The organism is Pseudomonas sp. KB_12 (assembly GCF_052114545.1).
In the GTDB taxonomy this organism is placed as follows: Bacteria; Pseudomonadota; Gammaproteobacteria; order Pseudomonadales; family Pseudomonadaceae; genus Aquipseudomonas; species Aquipseudomonas brassicacearum.
In genome coordinates this window covers 106,150-124,229 of the sequence record NZ_JBFREY010000013.1, presented here as the reverse complement: position 1 = coordinate 124,229, position 18,080 = coordinate 106,150, and the positions used below count along the sequence as shown (strand labels likewise).

Genomic DNA, 18,080 nt, shown 5'->3' with positions numbered 1-18,080 from the left:
TCGTTGGTTAAGTGTCAGTACTTTCTTATGTAGCCTCCGGGTCAATCAGCAACCCGGATGCTCAGGGTGTTCGCCATACGGTTTCCCACCCCTGCGCTCTGGTTCACCTGGATTACCCCTCGGCTGCCGGTGAAGGCCTGGTCGCTGGTAACGACCTGGCGACTGCCGGTTGGGGCGCCAGTTGCTCCTGAGTTCGGTAGCAACGCCACGTTCTGTTGAGACAGGGCGCTGTCATCAATGCTCTGCGGATGGGCACTGATGCCCACCCGCATGACATTGGCCATCTGGTTGTTGTCCCCGGCGGACTGGTTGACGCCCAGCACACCGTTGCCGTTGGTGAAAGAGTGGCCGCCGATACGGGCGGTGGCGTTCATGGAAGGGTCGGCCGGCGTGTCGACGCGTTGCTGCACGCGGGTGCTGGCCTGGGCGTGGCTGCCAATGGCGATGGCCCGGGTGTTGGTTTGCTGGATCTGGTCGCCAGCGGCCTGGTTGACGTTGAAGTTGCCGGTGTAATGGCTGCCGGAATCCTGCAGGTTGGCGCTACTGACCACCGCCACAGCCGGATCGGCGAGCGCCAGGCAAGGGCTTAACAGGGCGAGGAGAACGAGGGCTGGATTCATCTCACTGGCCTCCCGCCAGCCGACCCAGCGGGGCCAGGCCGGAACTGAGCGAGCGGTTGATGGTGCCGGAGATCGCGCCGCCGCTGCCGCCACCGTGACCGGCGCCCATGCCCGGCATGCCGTTGGGGTTGGTCACGACGTTCAGGCCTTGCACGCCGGTATTCGGGTTGACGGTGTTGCGGATCGACGAGCCGCTGGCCACGCTGGCGAATTCGCCATCGCTCAGTTCGGTGCTGGCGGTTGCCTGGTTGATGCGTTCGGAGGGGTTGGCATTGACGGTGGTCGGGTAGGGGTCTTTGCCTCCATTGCGACCAATTGCGATGGGCTGCACGTCACGGTTGAGCACAATGACGCCGTTGCCCTCGGCCTGTGCTGGCAGACTGAGCGTTGCGCTGGCGGCGCAGCTGATCAACAGCAGACAGGTCAAACTTCTCTCGAAAGTCCCCACGGCATCGATTCCTTCTTCGGTGGGCTGGCCTTGGTCCAGCGTTGCGAAGTGGGGCAGAGCAGGTGTCGTGCCGAGTTTTGAAATACCTTTTAATTCAATGAGTTGTGTTTTTTGATGGCATGCTGGGTGGGCGGGCTGTTTCAGCGCTGAGACAAGGGGCATGGTGACCAACCGGTCACCTACTGTCCCAGGGCTCTGGATCCAGGCTTTTGGGCGGGTGTTTCAGAAGCTTGACAGTCTTGATGGCAATTTGGTGAAGCGGCGTTGGATCCGGGTTTGGAGCGACTGCGTTGTTTCAAGAATGGAACAGATCACCCTGCGATCAAGCGTGAAGCAGCTGGGTAACGGCGGCGAACACTTGCTGTTGGCGTTGCGCCCAATCGCCCTCAATGACCTGGAACGGTCGCTGATGTTCGCTCAGCCAGGCCTCGATCGCCTCAAAAAATGCCAGCCGTTCTGCCAGCCCGGGTTGGCAACGCAAGCCGTCGCCGGTCCATTCGACCTGCTCGGGGCTCAGCAGCAGGTGCAGGTCATAATGGCGGGCCAGCAGGGCCGGCTCGAGCCAGCCCGGGCAGTCGCCAAACAGGGTCTGGCTCCAGAGGATGTTGCTCAGCAGGTGCGTGTCGAGGATCAACAGCGCCGGACGGTGGGCACGCGCTTCATCTTCCCAGGCCAGTTGGCCGGAGGCGATGTCGGTGATGTCGGCCAGACAGGTATCGCGTTGGGTCTGCTCCATGAAATGGCGCACGTATTCATCCACCCGCACGCCACCAAAGTGTTCCTGCAATTGCGCCGCCAGCCAACTCTTGCCGCTGGATTCCGGGCCGGTCAGCACCACCACCTTCATGCGCGCAGGGCCGGGTCGGCGCGCCATTCCCGCCAGCCTTGCACGGCCAGCAGGGTGAACAGGGCATAGAGCGCGGCAGTCAGGTGCAAGTCCTTGTAGATGAACAGGCCCACGAAGATCACGTCCAGGGCAATCCACAGCGGCCAGCATTGCACGCGTTTTTGCGCCATCCACCACTGGGCCACGAGACTGAAACCGGTGAGCGCGGCATCGAGCCAGGGCTGGGCGGCATCGGTCCAGTGGGCCATGGCGGCGCCCAACAGCAGGCTGCCTGCCGCACCGATAGCCAGGCCGAACAGCACCGACGACCCACCGAGACTGCTGACCTGGCGTCCATCATGATTGTGCCCGGCACGGGTCCATTGCCACCAGCCGTAGAGTTGCAGCACCGCGTAGACAACCTGCAGCAGCATGTCCGAGTACAACTTCACCTCGAAGAAAATCCAGCTGTACAGCAACACCATGACCAGGCCGATCGGCCAGCACCAGGGGTTCTGCTTGACGGTCAGCCAGACAGCGATCACGCCGAGGGCTGCGGCAAACAGTTCAAGCCCGGACATGGCGGTTCCTTGGGGAAATAGAAGAGGGCGGCGATTGTAAACGCTATGGCGTGGAGAGCTCCAATACCATTGTTGAACGGGCTACCGCTATCGCGAGCAGGCTCGCTCCCACAAGGGATTGCGGTGGACACCAATCCAGAGACCAACACAGAACCACTGTGGGAGCGAGCTTGCTCGCGATAGCGGTGGGTCAGCTTGCATCAATGCTGATTGTGCGACCGCCATCGCGAGCAAGCTCGCTCCCACAGGGGTGGTCTACCGATCTTTAGACCCGGAACTGCGTGAGCAATCCGTTCAACTGTTCACTCAACGCCTTGAGGCGGGTGCTTGCCTGGCTGGACTGTTCGGCGGCCATGGCGGTGCTGTGGGACAGGCCAGCGGCCTGGGTGACGTTCTGGTTGATGTCTTCCACCACATGGGCCTGTTGCAACGTCGCACTGGCGATGGAGGCGTTCAGGCTGTTGAGATTGCGCAGGGCCTGGCCGATGGCGTTGAGGCTGGCACCGGCCAGGCCGGCCTGTTCGATGGTCAGTTGCGAAGCACGGCTGCTGTCGCTGATGACTTTCACGGCGGCTTCGGAATGGGTTTGCAGGCGCTCGATCATCGCCTGGATCTCTGCGGTGGACTTCTGGGTACGCTGGGCCAGCAGCCGCACTTCATCGGCGACCACAGCAAAGCCCCGGCCTTGTTCGCCGGCGCGGGCGGCTTCGATCGCGGCGTTGAGGGCCAGCAGGTTGGTCTGCTCGGCAATGGAGCGAATCACCTCCAGCACGCTGCCAATCTGGGTGCTTTCACTCGCCAGGGTGCGGATCACTTCCACCGCCTGGTCGATGGTCTGGGACAGGCGGTCGATCTGCTGCAAGCTGCCGTCGATGTTGACTTGGCCTTGCTGGGCCTGGGATTCGGCGTCGCGCATCTCACTGGCCGCGTGCTCGGCGTTCTTGGCCACGTCCTGCACGCCATAGGTCACTTCATTGATCGCGGTCGCCACCAGCTCCATTTGTTGTGACTGCTGCTGGCTGCGTTCCTGGGCCTGGGTGGCGTCGTTGCCCAATTCACTGGAGGATTGCCCCAGTGCGCTGGCCGAAGCTTGCAGTTGGGTCACCACGTGCCGCAACTTGGCGGTAAAGGCGTTGAAATGCCGCGCCAATTGGGTCACTTCGTCCTGGCCGTGGGTGTCGAGGGTGCGGGTCAGGTCACTCTCGCCGCTGGCGATGTTGGCCATGGCGTTGACCGTTTCCTGCAACGGGCCGACGATGCTGCGCACGATCAGGGTCAACAGCAGGCCCATGAGCAGGGTGATGACCAGGCCGACCACCGAGGCCTTGATCACCTGGGATTGGAACTCGGCCTGGACGTCATCCACGTACACGCCTGAGCCGATGATCCAGCCCCAGGGTTCGAACAGTTGGACGTAGGAGGTCTTGCCCACCGGGGCCTCGGCGCCCGGTTTCGGCCAGAGGTAGTTTATCATGCCGGCGCCCTTGGACTTGGCGATGGCAACCATCTCGTTGAACAGCGCATAGCCGTTCGGGTCACGGATGGCCGAGAGGTTCTGGCCTTCAAGTTTCGGGTTGGTCGGGTGCATGATCATGACCGGCGTCAGGTCGTTGATCCAGAAATAGTCACTCTGGTTATAGCGCAGGCCACGCACGGCGCTGAGGGCCTGCTTTTGCGCGGCGTCACGGGTCAGGGTGCCGGCAGCTTCCAGGCCTTGGTAGTAAGTCAGCACGCCGCTGGCGGTCTGCACCACGTGCTGGGTTTTCTGCACCTTGGCTTGGTAGAGGTCGTTGTGGATCTGATTAAGCATCAAGGCGCCGAGCGTGAACAACATCACGATGGCCACGACCAGGATGAGCCACAAGCGTCGGCTGATCGACACACTGCGCAAGCTATTCATACGCTGTCACTCCGGTTTTTATTCTTGTCGTATCGACGACCGGCACTGTAGCGCCCGGTCGCTATCGGTAATTGACCTGAGTCACAACGCGGCAGCGTTATCAGGGCTTGTCTGATAGGATTTCGGCCCCGCAGCGTAAAACCTGAGCCGGTTCTCATTTTTCATTGGTTTTTTTTGAAAGGTCGCGGTTATCGTGCACCCGCTGCGGCGACACCTGCATGACACTTGAATATTGATAAGACCTGCACGAACAGCGTCTTTTTTGGGGGATGAATGGATTTGTGGACTGCCTTTTCGGCATTGATTCTTGGCGTAGTGGAAGGCTTGACGGAATTTCTGCCGATTTCCAGCACCGGGCACCAGATCATTGTCGCCGACTTGCTTGAGTTCGGCGGCGAGCGCGCGATGGCGTTCAACATTATCATCCAGCTTGGCGCGATCCTGGCGGTGGTCTGGGAGTTCCGGCGCAAGATCTTCGACGTGGTGCTGGGCCTGCCGACGCAACCCAGCGCCCGCCGCTTTACCGCCAACCTGCTGATCGCCTTCCTGCCCGCTGTGGTCTTGGGTGTGCTGTTTGCCGACTGGATCCACCACTACCTGTTCAACCCGATCACGGTGGCCACCGCGTTGGTGGTGGGCGGTCTGGTGATGCTCTGGGCCGAGAAGCGCCAGCACCAGGTGCACGCTGAAACGGTGGACGAGATCTCCTGGAAAGACGCGCTGAAGGTCGGCCTGGCTCAATGCATTGCGATGATCCCAGGCACCTCCCGCTCCGGTGCGACCATCATTGGTGGCCTGCTGTTCGGGCTGTCGCGTAAAACCGCTACCGAGTTTTCGTTCTTCCTGGCGATGCCGACCATGGTCGGCGCGGCAGTCTACTCGGGCTACAAATACCGTGAATTGTTCGTCCCGGCGGATTTCCCGGTGTTCGCCATTGGTTTCGTCACGGCGTTCATTTTCGCCATGATTGCGGTCAAGGGCCTGCTGCGATTCATCGCCAGCCACAGCTACGCCGTGTTCGCCTGGTATCGAATCGCCTTCGGCCTGTTGATCCTGGCAACCTGGCAGTTCGGCTGGGTGGACTGGACCGCTGCCAAGCCATGAACGAATCAGGCAGCCGCAAACGTGCCGGGCGCAATGCTGAAGGCACCGTGCAGCACCTGCGACTCAAACTGATGGTGTTTGCGCTGCTCTGTGCCTTGCCGGTGTTCGGTTCGCTGCTGTTCGGGCTGCGGGCGGTGTCGTGGGTGCCGATGGTGGCTTATGGCGTCGTCAGTGTGGTGGCGTTCCTGCTGTACTGGAGCGACAAGCGCAAGGCACGCGCTGACACCTGGCGCACCCCGGAGAACGTGCTGCATGCGGTGGAGCTGGCCGGCGGTTGGCCCGGAGCCTTGCTGGCCCAGCAGCTGTTTCGCCACAAGACCCGCAAAGTGTCGTTTCAGATCGTGTTCTGGTTCATCGTGCTGCTGCACCAGGTGTTCTGGATCGACCAGTTGTTCCTGGGCAGCTATCTGTTCTGAATGGCTAGAGCAACAAGCCCACCTGCGTGCGCTTGGGCAATTTGCTGACCACCAATTGGTGTGAGCGTTGCAGCAGGCCACGCAGCTCTTCGGCCCCCAGCGGGTAGGGCACTTGCATGATGACCCACTGGGCCCGCGCCAGGTAAGGCGCGGGATGAATGCCTGGCCGGTCGCAATGGCCCAGGAACAGATCCTTGTCGACCTTGAACGCCAGCGAGTCGCCTCGCAGGCCCTGCAGGGCGAACATCTTGTTCCCGGCAATGGAAAACACGCGTACGCCGCCCCATTTGTAGTCCTCCCTGGCGCCGGGCAGGCCCAGGCAAAACTGCGCGACATCCTCTTCGCTCAACCTCATATCGTTCTATCTCCACAGCCCTCGAAGGCTTCCACCAAATGATCGATCCATGCACGCACCGCTGGCAGCATGCCGCGCCGATGCGGGTAGACCGCCTGGAGCCAGCCATCGGGCGATGACCATCCAGGCAAGAGTTCCACCAGTGTGCCGTCCTGCAATTCCTGCTCGCAATACATGCTTGGCAATAAAGTGAAGCCCAGGCCGGCGAGCGTGCAGGCCCGGCGCACAATGAAGTCGTCGATGCCCAGGCGGGCTTCCAGGCTCAGTTCCACACGCTGCCCATCGGCGCTGACCAGGCGCAGGTGCACCTGGCGATCGGCTTCCAATGCCCCCAGCACCGGCAACTGTTTGAGGTCATCCGGGGTTTCGATCCGCCGTCCTTCGACAAAGGCCGGGCTGGCAACCATCATCAGCCGCGCCTGGCGCAGGCGCCGGGTCATCAGCAAGGGATCCTCGTCCCCCAGATCGCGCACGCGCAACGCCACGTCGATACCTTCGCCGATCAAGTCCACCCGCCGGTTGAGCAGGGTCATGTCCAGTTGCACCAAAGGGTATTTCACCAGGAAGGTTTCGATTATCACCGGCAGGAACTGGTGGGCCAGGCCCACCGGGCTCGACACCCGCAATCGGCCGCGGGGTTCGCTGGACATGCTCGCCACCGCTTCGTCGGCCATCTCGGCCTCCAGCAACATGGCCTGGCAATGGCGCAGATAACGTTCGCCGACCGCGGTCAATTTCAATTGGCGGGTGGTGCGCTGAAGCAACCGGGCGCCGAGGCGTTCTTCCAGCTCGGCGATACGCCGCGACAATCGGGACTTGGGAATGCCCAGCAACCGTCCGGCCGCCGCGAAACCGCCGGCTTCGACGACTTTGGCGAAGTAGTACAAGTCATTGAGGTCTTGCATGTTGAACTCGATTGTCCTGTCAGTGGGACAAACTATCGCATTTGTGCTGACTTATCGATCATTGGCTTCATCGATAGGATTGTCGCCAATTGATCGCCCGGTTGCGGTCCTCACTTGGAGAGCACTGACATGAAACTGCTGCACATCGATTCGAGCATCCTGGGCGACAACTCCGCTTCCCGCCAATTGAGCCGTGAAGTGGTTGAAGCCTGGAAAGCCGCGGAACCAGGCATCACGGTGACTTACCGCGACTTGGCCGCTGACGCCATCAGCCATTTTTCCGCCCAGACGCTAGTTGCCGCCGGCACCAGCGCCGAATTGCGCGACGCAGCTCTCAAGCACGAAGCCGATCTCAGCGCGTCGGCAATGGCTGAGTTCCTGGCGGCTGATGCGGTGGTCATCGCCGCGCCGATGTACAACTTCAGCATTCCGACCCAGCTCAAGGCCTGGATCGACCGCATTGCCGTGGCCGGCCAGACGTTCCGCTACACCGAAGCCGGTCCTGAAGGCCTGTGTGGTGGCAAGAAACTGGTGATCGTTTCCACCTCGGGTGGTTTGCATGCCGGCCAACCGAGCGGCGTGGGTCACGAGGACTATCTCAAGCTGGTGTTCGGTTTCCTCGGCATCACCGATATCGAAGTTGTCCGTGCCGAAGGCCTGGCCTACGGTGACGACATGCGCACCAAAGCCATGAGCGAAGCCGCGTTGCAAATCGGCCAGCAGTTCGCCGCCGCGTAAAACCCGCATAAAGGCACCAAAGCTATTGGGGCAACCTTCGTAAAACCCTGTATTCTCGTCGTCATTGGATGGCCGGGATGCAGGGTTTTACTGCGTTCGGCGCCTGGATTTCTGGCGCAGGTTATGCACGGCCAAGACTGCGAGCGACGGGGCCTTCCCGTGCGCTGGTGAAGGTGGATGATTCGATGATGCGTTTTGGTGCAGCGCTGCTGCTTTGCTTGTTTGCCAGTCTCGGTTCAGTGCAGGCCGCACCGGGGCCACATCCGCATTGGAGCGCCGGTTTCCATGAGCTGAGTTTTCTCGATCCTCTGGATGAGCAGCCGATGCACGCCATCGCCTTTTATCCGTCCACAGACCGGGAACAGTCCAGCCTGCTGGGTGGCTACCAGATCGATGCCGCGCCAGACGCCCAGATCGCCATCGGCCGCTTTCCGCTGTTGATGCTGTCCCATGGCAATACCGGTACGCCGCTGGCCCTGCATGACCTGGCCACCTCCCTGGCGCGCAAGGGGTTTGTCGTGGTGGCGGTGATTCATCCCGGCGACAACGCCCAGGATCACAGCCGGCTTGGCACCCTGAGCAACCTGTACGGGCGGCCGATCCAGATTTCCGAAGCCATCACCGCCACGCTCAATGACCCGATGCTCTCGCCGTTCGTCAACGCCGGGCAGGTCGGGGTGATCGGCTATTCGGCCGGCGGCGAAACCGCGCTGATCCTGTCCGGTGCGACGCCGGACCTCAATCGTCTGCGCCGCTACTGCGTGGAGCGGCCGGACGACCGTGACGCCTGCAATACCCAGGGCGAACTGATTGCTGACCGCGATGATCTGCAACCGGTGGCTGACCCCAGGGTCCGGGCATTGTTGTTGATGGCGCCGTTGAGCCTGAAGTTTGGCCGCCATACCCTGGCTGATGTCCATGTGCCGGTGCTGCTGTACAGCGGCGATGGCGACAAACTCGTGGCCTTCGACAAGAATGCCGCCGCTCTGGCCCGCAAGCTGCCCACTGCACCGGACTTCAAGACCCTGGCCGGTGCGGGGCATTTTGTTTTCCTGGCACCGTGCACCGACGAGCAGATCGCCGCGATGCCGGCGCTTTGCACGGATGCTGACGGTGTCGACCGCAAGGACATCCACCGCACCATGATCTCCGAGGCCAGCCGCTTCTTCGGCGAGGCTTTGGGCAAGCCGACCCGGGCGGGGATGAGGACGGCTGATCAATAAGCTGTTCACTTAAGCGTTCCCGGAGATTCTGATCTTCTGTTCCGAGGGGCATGGTTTTTACGTAAGGATGGTGTGTATATCCATTTCTGCGGTAACGGCGGCTTAGGGTTCCGCCCTGACGGCGGGTCACTTTTGAGAAGCGCAAAAGTAACCAAAACGCTTCTGCCCCACCACTCGGTGCCTCGCTTAGGCTCGGCATGCCTGAACGAAGGCATTGCTCCGTGGGCCGCCGCGAAGGGCCATCCATGGCCCAGCGCGGCTAACCCGGCATCCATGCCGGGTTGCCCACTGCGCAATACCTTCGTTTAGCCAGCGTGGTTAACGGGGCGCCGAGATCAACGTCAACCGCGAGGCGGCCTAACAGCCGACCTGACTCTTGATGGAGACCGCGTTTCTCCTGTGGGAGCGAGCCTGCTCGCGAAGGCGAAGTATCAGTTTGCGGCGATGTTGGATGTACCGGCCTCATCGCGAGCAAGCTCGCTCCCACAGGTGATCTTGGGTGTTTATGAGTCTTGTGTTCATCACAGGCCCCACAGGTTTTGCGGTGCACATGGATTTTGTATCTGATGAAGATCCAATGTGGGAGCGAGCTTGCTCGCGATGGCGGTGGCTCAGCTACATAGATGCTGGACGTGTCGCGCTCTTGCTTTGCTTTGCTTTGCTTTGCTTTGCTTTGCTTTGCTTTGCTTTGCTTTGCTTTGGATCTTGATCTGGACGCCCCGTTAAACCACGCTGGCCGAACGCAGGCATTGCGTAGTGGGCACCTCGGCATGGATGCCGAGGTAGCCGCGCAGGGCCATGGATGGCCCTTCGCGGCGGGCCCACGGAGCAATGCCGGAGTGAGGGCACACCGAGCCTAAGCGAGGTGCCGAGTGGTGGGGCAAAGCGCTTTTGGTTACTTTTGGCGCTTTTCCAAAAGTGACCCGCTGTAAGAGCGGAACCCTAAGCAGCCGTTACCGCAGCAACGGATATACACACCAGAGCAAGTAATACCGAGCCTAATCAAAACAAAAAAACGGCAGTGAACAGTATTACGATCAATAAGGTGCGCTTACGGCTCGGCGACGCAGCAGCAGAGTCAGACCCAGCCCGGTAAGGGACAACAAGGCAGCACAGAAGAAGATCGACGAATAGCCCAGGTTCAACGCTACTGCCCCCATCAACGGACCGGCAATCGCCAGCGCCAGGTCAAAGAACACCGCATAGGCGCTCAAGCCGGCCCCCCGGCTGGTGTTAGGCACTTGCTTGATGGCCTCCACCCCCAGCGCCGGGTATACCAACGATAGCCCGAAACCGGCCAGCCCGGCACCGACCAGGGCGAACGCTGTGGACGGCGCCAGCCATAGCAATACCAGCCCGAGGGTTTCGATGCTCATGCAGGCAATGGCCGAGTTGAAGCCGCCGAAACGGGCGATGCTGGAAATGAACAGCAACCGCGCCAGGATGAAGCAGACACCGAAAACTGTCAGGCACCAGGCCGCCCCGGTCCAGCCGCGACTGATATAGAACAGCGTGATAAACGTGGTAAGCGTGCCGTAGCCGATCGACGCCAGGCTCAGGCCCGCCCCGAACGGCGCAATGCGCCCAAACACCGCCCAGAAAGGCAAGCGCTCGCCACGAATGACCGGCACCGACGGCTTGTTGCGAATGATCAACAGTGCCGCCCCGGCCAGAAGCGACAACGCGACGCCCAGGCTGGCGAACCCCAGTTCACCGACCATCACCACGCCCAGCGGGGCACCGATGGCGATGGCTCCGTACGAGGCGATGCCGTTCCAGGAAATCGAGCGGGCGGTGTGCTCCACACCCACCTGGCCCATGCACCAACTGATGGTGCCCACGCCAATCAGCCCTTGGGCCACGCCAAGCAGCAAGCGCCCAACAATCAGGATCAACAGGCTGGGCAGGGGGAAGCTTTGCAGCAAGGTCGAGAGCAGCGTCAGCACGCCGCTGAGCACAATTCCCGACAGCCCGTAGACGATTGCCCGCTTGGTGCCAACGCTGTCCGATAGCCGCCCGGCCATGGGGCGGCTGAGCAGGGTCGCCAGGTACTGTGAACCGATGGTCAACCCGGCCACCACCGCGCTGAAGCCCAGCTGTTCGTGGACATACCCGGGCAACACGGCAATCGGCAGGCCGATGCAAAGAAAGGCGATGAAGGTGTAGAAAACGATGGAGACGATCTGCAGGGTGATCGACAGGGAGCTGGAGGCAGGTGAGGGCGTGGGCATAGGGCTCGTTCGCGGGCAGCGGTAAGAGAGCCTCATCATGGCGCGAGGAGGGGATAAAAGAAAGCAGGCTAACTAAATGTGCTTGGGGACCCGGATGTGCAGTTTCAATTGAGGTTGTATGCACCGGCCCCTTCGCGAGCAAGCTCGCTCCCACAAGGGATTGGGTTCACCAGGGAGAAACAGGTCGGCTGTAAGGCCGTCTCGCGAGCAAGCTTTGCTCCCACAGGTCCAGCTCAAACAGAGCTGATGGGTGTACGACTGCAAGAGCCAGGTCGGCTATCAGGCCGCCTCGCGGTGGACGTTGATCTCGGCGCCCCATTAACCACGCTGGCCGAACGCAGGCATTGTGGAGTGGGCATCCCGGCATGGATGCCGGGATAGCCGCGCTGGGCCATGGATGGCCCTTCGCGGCGGGCCCACGGAGCAATGCCGGAGTGAGGGCACACCGAGCCTGGGCGAGGTGCCGAGTGGTGGGGCATGAGCGCTTTGGTTACTTTCGACTGGGCCGGCTTCCGGGCTTTTCGAAAGTGACCCGCTGTAAGAGCGGAACAATAAGCCGCCGTTACCGCAGCAATGGATATGTACCCCGCCAACAAAATCCTGGTCGGCTGTCAGGCCGCCATCGCGAGCAAGCTCGCTCCCACAGGTCTTTACCCTTGGAATACAAAAAGCCCTGTCACAGTGGACAGGGCTTTGCTTTTGCAGCGAACAGCCAAGGGCTGTCCTTAGAACACCACACCCTGGCTACGCAGGTAGTCGTCATAGGTGCCGCTGAAGTCGACCACGCCGTCGGCGCTGAGCTCGATGATGCGGGTGGCCAGGGAGGAAACGAACTCACGGTCATGGCTGACGAAGATCAGCGTGCCCGGGTAGTTTTCCAGCGCCAGGTTCAACGCTTCGATCGATTCCATGTCCAAGTGGTTGGTCGGTTCGTCCATCACCAGCACGTTGGGTTTTTGCAGGATCAGCTTGCCGAACAGCATGCGGCCTTGCTCACCACCGGAAATGACCTTGACCGACTTGAGGATCTCGTCGTTGGAGAACAGCATGCGGCCCAAGGTGCCACGAACCAGTTGTTCGCCGCCCTGGGTCCACTGGCCCATCCAGTCGAACAGGTTGACGTCGTCTTCGAAGTCGTGGGCATGGTCCTGGGCGTAGTAGCCCAGTTCCGCGGCGTCGGTCCATTTTACGGTACCGGCATCGGGTTCCAGCTCATTGACCAGGGTGCGCAGCAAGGTGGTCTTGCCGATACCGTTCGGGCCAATGATCGCCACGCGTTCACCGGCTTCGACGGTGAAGCTGAAGTCCTTGAACAGCGGCTTGCCGTCAAACCCTTTGGCCATGCGCTCGACAATGACCGCCTGGCGGTGCAGTTTCTTGGTCTGCTCGAAGCGAATGAACGGGCTGACGCGGCTCGATGGCTTGACCTCGGCCAGTTGGATCTTGTCGATCTGCTTGGCGCGAGAGGTGGCCTGCTTGGCTTTCGAGGCGTTGGCCGAGAAACGGCTGACGAACGATTGCAGTTCGGAAATCTGTGCTTTCTTCTTGGCGTTGTCCGACAGCAGTTGCTCGCGGGACTGGGTCGCCACGGTCATGTACTCGTCGTAGTTGCCCGGGAACAGGCGCAGCTCGCCATAGTCCAGGTCCGCCATGTGGGTGCAGACGCTGTTCAGGAAGTGACGGTCGTGGGAGATGATGATCATCAGGCTCGAACGCTGGGTCAGCACGTTTTCCAGCCAGCGGATGGTGTTGATATCCAGGTGGTTGGTCGGTTCGTCGAGCAGCAGCACTTCCGGGTCGGAGAACAGTGCCTGGGCCAGCAACACACGCAGCTTCCAGCCTGGCGACACTTCGCTCATCGGGCCGAAATGCTGTTCGATGCCAATCCCCAGGCCCAACAGCAGTTCACCGGCACGGGATTCGGCGGTGTAGCCGTCCATCTCGGCAAATTCGGTTTCCAGCTCGGCCACGGCCATGCCGTCTTCTTCGGTCATTTCCGGCAGCGAATAGATGCGATCGCGCTCGGCCTTGACCTTCCACAGCTCTTCGTGACCCATGATCACGGTATCGATCACGGTGAATTCTTCGTAGGCGAACTGGTCCTGGCGCAGTTTGCCCAGGCGCACGTTCGGCTCGAGCATGACCTGGCCGCCGGACGGCTCGAGGTCGCCGCCGAGGATTTTCATGAAGGTCGACTTGCCGCAACCGTTGGCGCCAATCAGACCGTAGCGGTTACCCGCGCCGAATTTGACAGAGACGTTTTCGAACAGTGGCTTGGCGCCGAACTGCATCGTGATGTTAGCTGTAGAGATCAAAGGTTTATCCTGCGGAACATTCAGAGTAGCTAAGGGTGCGGCAGTACCTGTTCAGTACCTGTTTGCGCACGTCCCGACCGCGCAAAGGCGTCGCGGTCGCAAGCGCAAGGGTCCATCCGGCATAAGAGGACAGCAGCATACGTAGCGCCTGGCCCGGTAGACGTGCACCGAAGCCGCGTTTGCGGTATCGGCCAAAGGGGGCGCGTAATAGTGGCGGCGATTGTACTGGTCTGGCCGCATAAACGATAGGGTATTGCCCGGGCAAGACAGTTTTTCACAGTTGGAGGATAACTTTCGGTTACAAACTGTGGCTAGAATGCCATCTCACCCTATGCCATCTCCCTTGCCGCTTGGCTGGCCCGGGTAAACAATCCAGTTCACCCCAGAATTGTGACGGTTTTTCGTGAAACTCATTATTGTCGCGCTCTACGTCTTCTCCATTGGCTACGTTCACCTGCGCGGTCGCGTGCGGCATAAGTTCGGACGTCAGCTGAGCGATCATTCGTCGTTTCTCGCGCCGATCAATTGCCTGCTTTACCTGTGCTCGAAACTGCCCAACAGGCCGTTCCTGAGCCCGGCGCAGTTTCCGGACCTGAGCCCGTTGCAGGCCCACTGGCAAGAGATCCGGGCCGAAGGCCAGAACCTGCTGCACGCAGGGCAGATCAAGCGTTCCGATCAATATGACGATGTGGGCTTCAACTCGTTCTTCAAGACCGGTTGGAAGCGTTTCTACCTGAAGTGGTACGGCGACAGCCATCCTTCGGCCATGAAGCTGTGCCCCCGCACCACCGAACTGGTACAGAGCATCGGCTCGATCAAGGCGGCGATGTTCGCCGAGTTGCCGCCGGGCTCGAAGCTGGTCCGGCACCGCGACCCATATGCCGGGTCCTATCGGTATCACCTGGGCCTGGAAACGCCCAACGATGCTGGTTGCTACATCAATGTCGATGGCGAGCCCTATCATTGGCGCGATGGCGAGGTAGTGATATTCGACGAAACGTTCATTCATTACGCCCAGAACACCACCGACCATAATCGCATCATCCTGTTCTGCGACGTGGAGCGGCCGATGAAGTTTCGCTGGGCTAGCGCGTTCAACCGCTGGTTCAGCCGCACCGTGATGGCAGCGGCCGGTGCGCCCAACGACGCGGGCGACAGGACGGGCGCCTTGAACCGGGCGTTCTCCAGGCTCTACAAGATACGGTTGCAGGGCAAGGCCCTGAAAAAACGTAACCGTGCGCTGTATTACCTGCAGAAATGGGCGTTCTTTGGCGGCCTGCTGGTGATCTTTATCTGGATGTAGGAGCTGGCGAAGCCTGCGATCTTTTGATCTTTTGATCTTTCGCTCTGGACTCAATGGGTTGTGGAAAGATCGCAGCCTCGTTGCACTCGACAGCTCCTACGCTCCTACGCTCCTACGCTCCTACGCTCCTACGCTCCTACATTCAGTCGGTGGGCTTTTGCGCATCCAGCTGTTCCCACATCCTGGCGGTGATCCGCTGACGGTGGTTGTAGCCTTCCCAAGGATCGGCGCCCAAGCCCTTGGCCCGTTCCAGGGCGGTATGGATGTCCCATTGCTGGGCGTTGCGCAGGGTCTGCAATTCGGCCCGGGCGATTGGCACCGAGACCGGCAGGCCTGGCCTGGCGCGCACTGAGTAGGCGGCCACCGTGCTGGCGCCGCGGGCGTTGCGCAGGTAGTCGACGAATATTTTCCCGACGCGGTTCTTCGGTCCCATGGTGGCCGTGATGCGCTCTGGCATTTGTCGGGTCAGGAACTGCGAGATGGCTTTGGCGAACGCCTTGGTGGTGTCCCAGCCTTCACTTCTCGCCAATGGCACGATCACGTGCATGCCTTTGCCGCCGCTGGTCTTGAGAAAAGCCTGCAAACCCAACGCGTCGAGCACCGCCAAGGTCATGTGGGTCGCCTCGATCATGGCGCTCCAGGGCAGCGACGGGTCCGGATCCAGGTCCAGGACAAACAGGTCGGGTGTCTCGATCCGGTCGTGGGTCGCGGTCCAGGTGTGCAGTTCCACCGTACCCATCTGCGCCGCGCTGACCAGGGCGTGGATGTCACTGATCTCCATCAGCGCTGCATGGCCCGGGTCCAGTCGCGGATCCAGCTGTTTGATATGGGGAATGTCCAGGCGATCGGCGTGTTTTTGGAAGAACTGCTCTTCGCCGATACCGTCCGGTGCCCGCAGCAGCGCGACCGGCCGCTGCTTGAGGTGCGGCAGGATCCACGGGGCGATGTCCAGGTAATACTGCGCCAGCTCGGCCTTTTGCACACCGCTGACACTGTCGATGACCCGATCGGGGTGGGTGATCGTCACACCGTCGACTTTGGCCGCGCGGGCTTTGCTGCGACGCTTGGGTTCTGGTGTCGTGGGCTTTATCGGCAGGGGTTGCTCGCGAACCACCTTGTTGGCCGGCATAGTGCTCGACAAGTCCAGGAAAATAGCCTGGCGCATCTGGTTGTCGCGGGTCCATTCAGTGAACTCGATCTCGCAGGTCAGGTCAGGCTCGACCCATTGCACGCCGCGTCCCTGGACACCGTTGAGTGGTAACGCCAGTGGCGAAGTCTCGCGCTGCTGCGCACACAGTTGCGCATGTAATTGTTTGATTTGCGTCTGGCTGAATCCCGTGCCGACCCGACCGGCGTACACCAGCCCCGACGGCCCGTTGACCGCCAGCAACAGCGCGCCGAAACCGCTGCGCCTGCCTTGGGGGCGGGTGAACCCGACGATGACGAAGGCTTGGCGCAACCGGCACTTGAGTTTTACCCAATCGGCGCTTCGCTGGGACATATATGGGCTGCCCAGGCGCTTGCCGACCACGCTGTCCAGTGAGAGCGCGATAGCGCTTTCGAACATGTCGTGCTGGCTGGCCGAAAACGACTCGGAAAAGCGCAGGCGCTTGCTGGCGTTGTTGCCAAGGGCGTTTTTCAGGGCCGCACGGCGTTCCTCCACCGGCGCCTGGCGCAGGTCGACACCATTGAGGAACGGCGCATCGAACAGGAAATACACCATGTCGACGGTGCGGCCGATGTCGAAGGCCTGGCGCAGGGCCGCGAAATCGGAGTGGCCGGTCTCATCGAGCAGGACCAGTTCGCCGTCGAGCCAACTGTCCCCCAGGTTCAACCCGGCCAGGGCGTCGGCATGCAGCTTCAGCCGCTCGGTCCAGTCCTGGTGATTGCGATTGAACAAGCGGACTTCGCCATGTTCGATGCGGGTCAGCAGCCGATATCCGTGGAATTGGACTTCATAGCGCCATTCGCCGGTGGGCGGTTCTTCCACGGGCGTGGCCAATTGCGGCGACAGGCGCTCGGGCAGGCGGTTTTGAGGCGCCTTTCGGGCTGTGGTGGCGTCCGACTTGGCGTTGGGCAAACGAGCAGATTCACTCTCGGCATTGGCCATGACAGATTCCCTTGTATTGCGCACGCCAGGGTTTACCCCCGGGAGGCCTTGGTGGCTTTTTTGGCAGGAGCGGATTTGCCGGCTTTCGCAGGTTTTGCAGGGGCCTTCCTGGCGGATTTGTCGCTGACCTTGCCCTTGCTGCCCAGGCTGCGCTTGAGCAACTCGGTAAGGTCGATGACATCGGCGGTCTTGCGTTGTTCTTCGCCCGGGTCGGTCTCCACCGCTTCGAGGCGGCCTTCATTGGCCTTTTTCTCTACCAGTTCCATGATTTTGTCTTCGAAACTGTCCCGGTACTCTTGCGGTTCCCAGTCGGCGCTCATGTCTTCCACGAGACGCTTGGCCATTTCCAGCTCGCCCTTGGCCAGGGTTGGGTTCGTCACCTCGTCGCCCAGCTCCAGCACGTCAAGGTCGCGCACCTCCGCGGGCCAGCGCAGCATCACCAGTACCAGCGCCGATTCCAGGGGCATGAGCGCCGCCAGGTGCTGGCGGGTATGCAGCACGACATGGGCCAGGGCGACCTTGTGGGTCTTGACCAGGGTTTCGCGCAGCAGGGCATAGACTTTGCCACCGCGTTTGTCGGGGGCGAGAAAGTAGGGCGTGTCGATGTTCTGCAAGGGGATCTTCTCGCTGTCGACAAAGGCAAAGATATCGATGGTCTGGGTGGACTTGGGGTGGGCGGAACGGATTTCTTCCTCGCTGAGCAGTACGTACTGGCCTTTCTGGTACTGGACGCCCTTGACGATGTCGTCCTTGGTCACTTCCTTGCCCGTGGCCTTGTTGACCCGTTTGTAGCCCACCGGGTCCATGCTGCGTTTGTCCAGCCAGTCAAAATCCACGCCCTGGGACGAGGTGGCCGACACCAGCGCGACAGGAATGTGGACCAGTCCGAAACTGATTGCGCCTTTCCAGATTGCCCGTGCCATGGTGGTGTTGTCCTTGCCGGTGGATGTCTTTCTGGTGACCTTTGCGCCTTGGGAAAAGTTTCCATTGTGGGAGCGAGCTTGC

General features: G+C 61.1%; 17 protein-coding genes. 5 read left to right on the top strand and 12 right to left on the bottom strand.

Features of this window, described 5'->3' with window-relative positions:
- Window positions 1-41: 41 nt before the first annotated feature.
- From AB4Z20_RS13055 to AB4Z20_RS13035, 5 genes are all read right to left on the bottom strand, one after another.
- Window positions 42-620, bottom strand: a complete 579-nt coding sequence (locus AB4Z20_RS13055) for an adhesin (protein WP_442090051.1) — start codon at window positions 618-620, stop codon at window positions 42-44.
- Between the two features lies 1 nt (window position 621).
- Window positions 622-1,068 carry a hypothetical protein gene (locus tag AB4Z20_RS13050; RefSeq protein WP_253475258.1) on the bottom strand — a complete coding sequence of 149 codons (447 nt, stop codon included), beginning with the start codon at window positions 1,066-1,068 and terminating at the stop codon, window positions 622-624.
- 322 nt (window positions 1,069-1,390) lie between these two features.
- Complete coding sequence (locus AB4Z20_RS13045; RefSeq protein WP_253478561.1) at window positions 1,391-1,915, bottom strand: AAA family ATPase; 525 nt, start codon at window positions 1,913-1,915, stop codon at window positions 1,391-1,393.
- Window positions 1,912-2,475 (bottom strand): nicotinamide riboside transporter PnuC, encoded by a 564-nt coding sequence (gene pnuC, locus AB4Z20_RS13040; protein ID WP_214510237.1) that lies wholly within the window; start codon window positions 2,473-2,475, stop codon window positions 1,912-1,914. Before pnuC ends, AB4Z20_RS13045 begins: the two co-directional genes overlap by 4 nt.
- Before the next feature lie 265 nt (window positions 2,476-2,740).
- Window positions 2,741-4,375, bottom strand: a complete 1,635-nt coding sequence (locus AB4Z20_RS13035; protein WP_253475255.1) for a methyl-accepting chemotaxis protein — start codon at window positions 4,373-4,375, stop codon at window positions 2,741-2,743.
- 273 nt (window positions 4,376-4,648) lie between these two features.
- On the opposite strand from AB4Z20_RS13035, the gene AB4Z20_RS13030 reads away from it, so the two are divergent.
- Complete coding sequence (locus tag AB4Z20_RS13030; RefSeq protein ID WP_214510239.1) at window positions 4,649-5,479, top strand: undecaprenyl-diphosphate phosphatase; 831 nt, start codon at window positions 4,649-4,651, stop codon at window positions 5,477-5,479.
- On the top strand, window positions 5,476-5,895 hold the full coding sequence (locus AB4Z20_RS13025; RefSeq protein WP_442090050.1) for a DUF1294 domain-containing protein: 420 nt from the start codon (window positions 5,476-5,478) through the stop codon (window positions 5,893-5,895). The genes AB4Z20_RS13030 and AB4Z20_RS13025 overlap by 4 nt, the downstream gene beginning before the upstream one ends.
- 4 nt (window positions 5,896-5,899) lie before the next feature.
- On the opposite strand, the gene AB4Z20_RS13020 is transcribed toward AB4Z20_RS13025, so the two are convergent.
- Both AB4Z20_RS13020 and AB4Z20_RS13015 read right to left on the bottom strand, forming a co-directional pair.
- Window positions 5,900-6,250, bottom strand: a complete 351-nt coding sequence (locus tag AB4Z20_RS13020; protein WP_013693486.1) for an MmcQ/YjbR family DNA-binding protein — start codon at window positions 6,248-6,250, stop codon at window positions 5,900-5,902.
- Complete coding sequence (locus AB4Z20_RS13015) at window positions 6,247-7,155, bottom strand: LysR substrate-binding domain-containing protein (RefSeq protein WP_214510241.1); 909 nt, start codon at window positions 7,153-7,155, stop codon at window positions 6,247-6,249. Before AB4Z20_RS13015 ends, AB4Z20_RS13020 begins: the two co-directional genes overlap by 4 nt.
- 129 nt (window positions 7,156-7,284) lie before the next feature.
- Between AB4Z20_RS13015 and AB4Z20_RS13010 the strand changes: the two genes are divergently transcribed.
- Together AB4Z20_RS13010 and AB4Z20_RS13005 are read left to right on the top strand one after the other, a co-directional pair.
- Window positions 7,285-7,893, top strand: a complete 609-nt coding sequence (locus AB4Z20_RS13010; RefSeq protein ID WP_214510242.1) for an FMN-dependent NADH-azoreductase — start codon at window positions 7,285-7,287, stop codon at window positions 7,891-7,893.
- Window positions 7,894-8,078: 185 nt separating this feature from the next.
- Window positions 8,079-9,116: an alpha/beta hydrolase family protein gene (locus AB4Z20_RS13005; RefSeq protein WP_253478558.1), complete on the top strand. Its 1,038-nt coding sequence runs from the start codon at window positions 8,079-8,081 to the stop codon at window positions 9,114-9,116.
- 722 nt (window positions 9,117-9,838) lie between these two features.
- Here the strand turns inward: AB4Z20_RS13005 and AB4Z20_RS13000 are convergent.
- The 3 genes from AB4Z20_RS13000 to AB4Z20_RS12990 all read right to left on the bottom strand — a co-directional run bounded on the left by AB4Z20_RS13000 (window position 9,839) and on the right by AB4Z20_RS12990 (window position 13,662).
- Window positions 9,839-9,967: a hypothetical protein gene (locus tag AB4Z20_RS13000; protein WP_301300454.1), complete on the bottom strand. Its 129-nt coding sequence runs from the start codon at window positions 9,965-9,967 to the stop codon at window positions 9,839-9,841.
- Window positions 9,968-10,153: 186 nt separating this feature from the next.
- A complete protein-coding gene (locus AB4Z20_RS12995) occupies window positions 10,154-11,347 on the bottom strand; it encodes an MFS transporter (RefSeq protein WP_028237511.1) in 1,194 nt (397 codons plus the stop codon).
- Window positions 11,348-12,072: 725 nt separating this feature from the next.
- Window positions 12,073-13,662, bottom strand: coding sequence for an ABC-F family ATPase (locus AB4Z20_RS12990; protein WP_003181279.1), 1,590 nt, complete (start codon window positions 13,660-13,662; stop codon window positions 12,073-12,075).
- A 403-nt stretch (window positions 13,663-14,065) separates the two neighbouring features.
- Between AB4Z20_RS12990 and lpxO the strand changes: the two genes are divergently transcribed.
- The gene (gene lpxO / locus AB4Z20_RS12985) at window positions 14,066-14,965 is read left to right on the top strand and encodes a lipid A hydroxylase LpxO (protein ID WP_442090049.1); all 900 of its coding nucleotides are present in this window, start codon (window positions 14,066-14,068) and stop codon (window positions 14,963-14,965) included.
- Window positions 14,966-15,107: 142 nt separating this feature from the next.
- On the opposite strand, the gene ligD is transcribed toward lpxO, so the two are convergent.
- Window positions 15,108-17,075 carry a DNA ligase D gene (gene ligD, locus AB4Z20_RS12980; RefSeq protein ID WP_442090048.1) on the bottom strand — a complete coding sequence of 656 codons (1,968 nt, stop codon included), beginning with the start codon at window positions 17,073-17,075 and terminating at the stop codon, window positions 15,108-15,110.
- 32 nt (window positions 17,076-17,107) lie between these two features.
- Complete coding sequence (gene ku / locus AB4Z20_RS12975; protein WP_253475222.1) at window positions 17,108-17,998, bottom strand: non-homologous end joining protein Ku; 891 nt, start codon at window positions 17,996-17,998, stop codon at window positions 17,108-17,110.
- Window positions 17,999-18,080 lie beyond the last annotated feature (82 nt).

Excerpts from the sequence above, each read along its gene's own strand:
- AB4Z20_RS13055 (WP_442090051.1), bottom strand. The coding sequence starts at position 620 with ATGAATCCAGCCCTCGTTCTCCTCGCCCTGTTAAGCCCTTGCCTGGCG.
- AB4Z20_RS13045 (WP_253478561.1), bottom strand. The coding sequence starts at position 1,915 with ATGAAGGTGGTGGTGCTGACCGGCCCGGAATCCAGCGGCAAGAGTTGG.
- pnuC (WP_214510237.1), bottom strand. The coding sequence starts at position 2,475 with ATGTCCGGGCTTGAACTGTTTGCCGCAGCCCTCGGCGTGATCGCTGTC.
- AB4Z20_RS13035 (WP_253475255.1), bottom strand. The coding sequence starts at position 4,375 with ATGAATAGCTTGCGCAGTGTGTCGATCAGCCGACGCTTGTGGCTCATC.
- AB4Z20_RS13030 (WP_214510239.1), top strand. The coding sequence starts at position 4,649 with ATGGATTTGTGGACTGCCTTTTCGGCATTGATTCTTGGCGTAGTGGAA.
- AB4Z20_RS13025 (WP_442090050.1), top strand. The coding sequence starts at position 5,476 with ATGAACGAATCAGGCAGCCGCAAACGTGCCGGGCGCAATGCTGAAGGC.
- AB4Z20_RS13020 (WP_013693486.1), bottom strand. The coding sequence starts at position 6,250 with ATGAGGTTGAGCGAAGAGGATGTCGCGCAGTTTTGCCTGGGCCTGCCC.
- AB4Z20_RS13015 (WP_214510241.1), bottom strand. The coding sequence starts at position 7,155 with ATGCAAGACCTCAATGACTTGTACTACTTCGCCAAAGTCGTCGAAGCC.
- AB4Z20_RS13010 (WP_214510242.1), top strand. The coding sequence starts at position 7,285 with ATGAAACTGCTGCACATCGATTCGAGCATCCTGGGCGACAACTCCGCT.
- AB4Z20_RS13005 (WP_253478558.1), top strand. The coding sequence starts at position 8,079 with ATGATGCGTTTTGGTGCAGCGCTGCTGCTTTGCTTGTTTGCCAGTCTC.
- AB4Z20_RS12995 (WP_028237511.1), bottom strand. The coding sequence starts at position 11,347 with ATGCCCACGCCCTCACCTGCCTCCAGCTCCCTGTCGATCACCCTGCAG.
- ligD (WP_442090048.1), bottom strand. The coding sequence starts at position 17,075 with ATGGCCAATGCCGAGAGTGAATCTGCTCGTTTGCCCAACGCCAAGTCG.
- ku (WP_253475222.1), bottom strand. The coding sequence starts at position 17,998 with ATGGCACGGGCAATCTGGAAAGGCGCAATCAGTTTCGGACTGGTCCAC.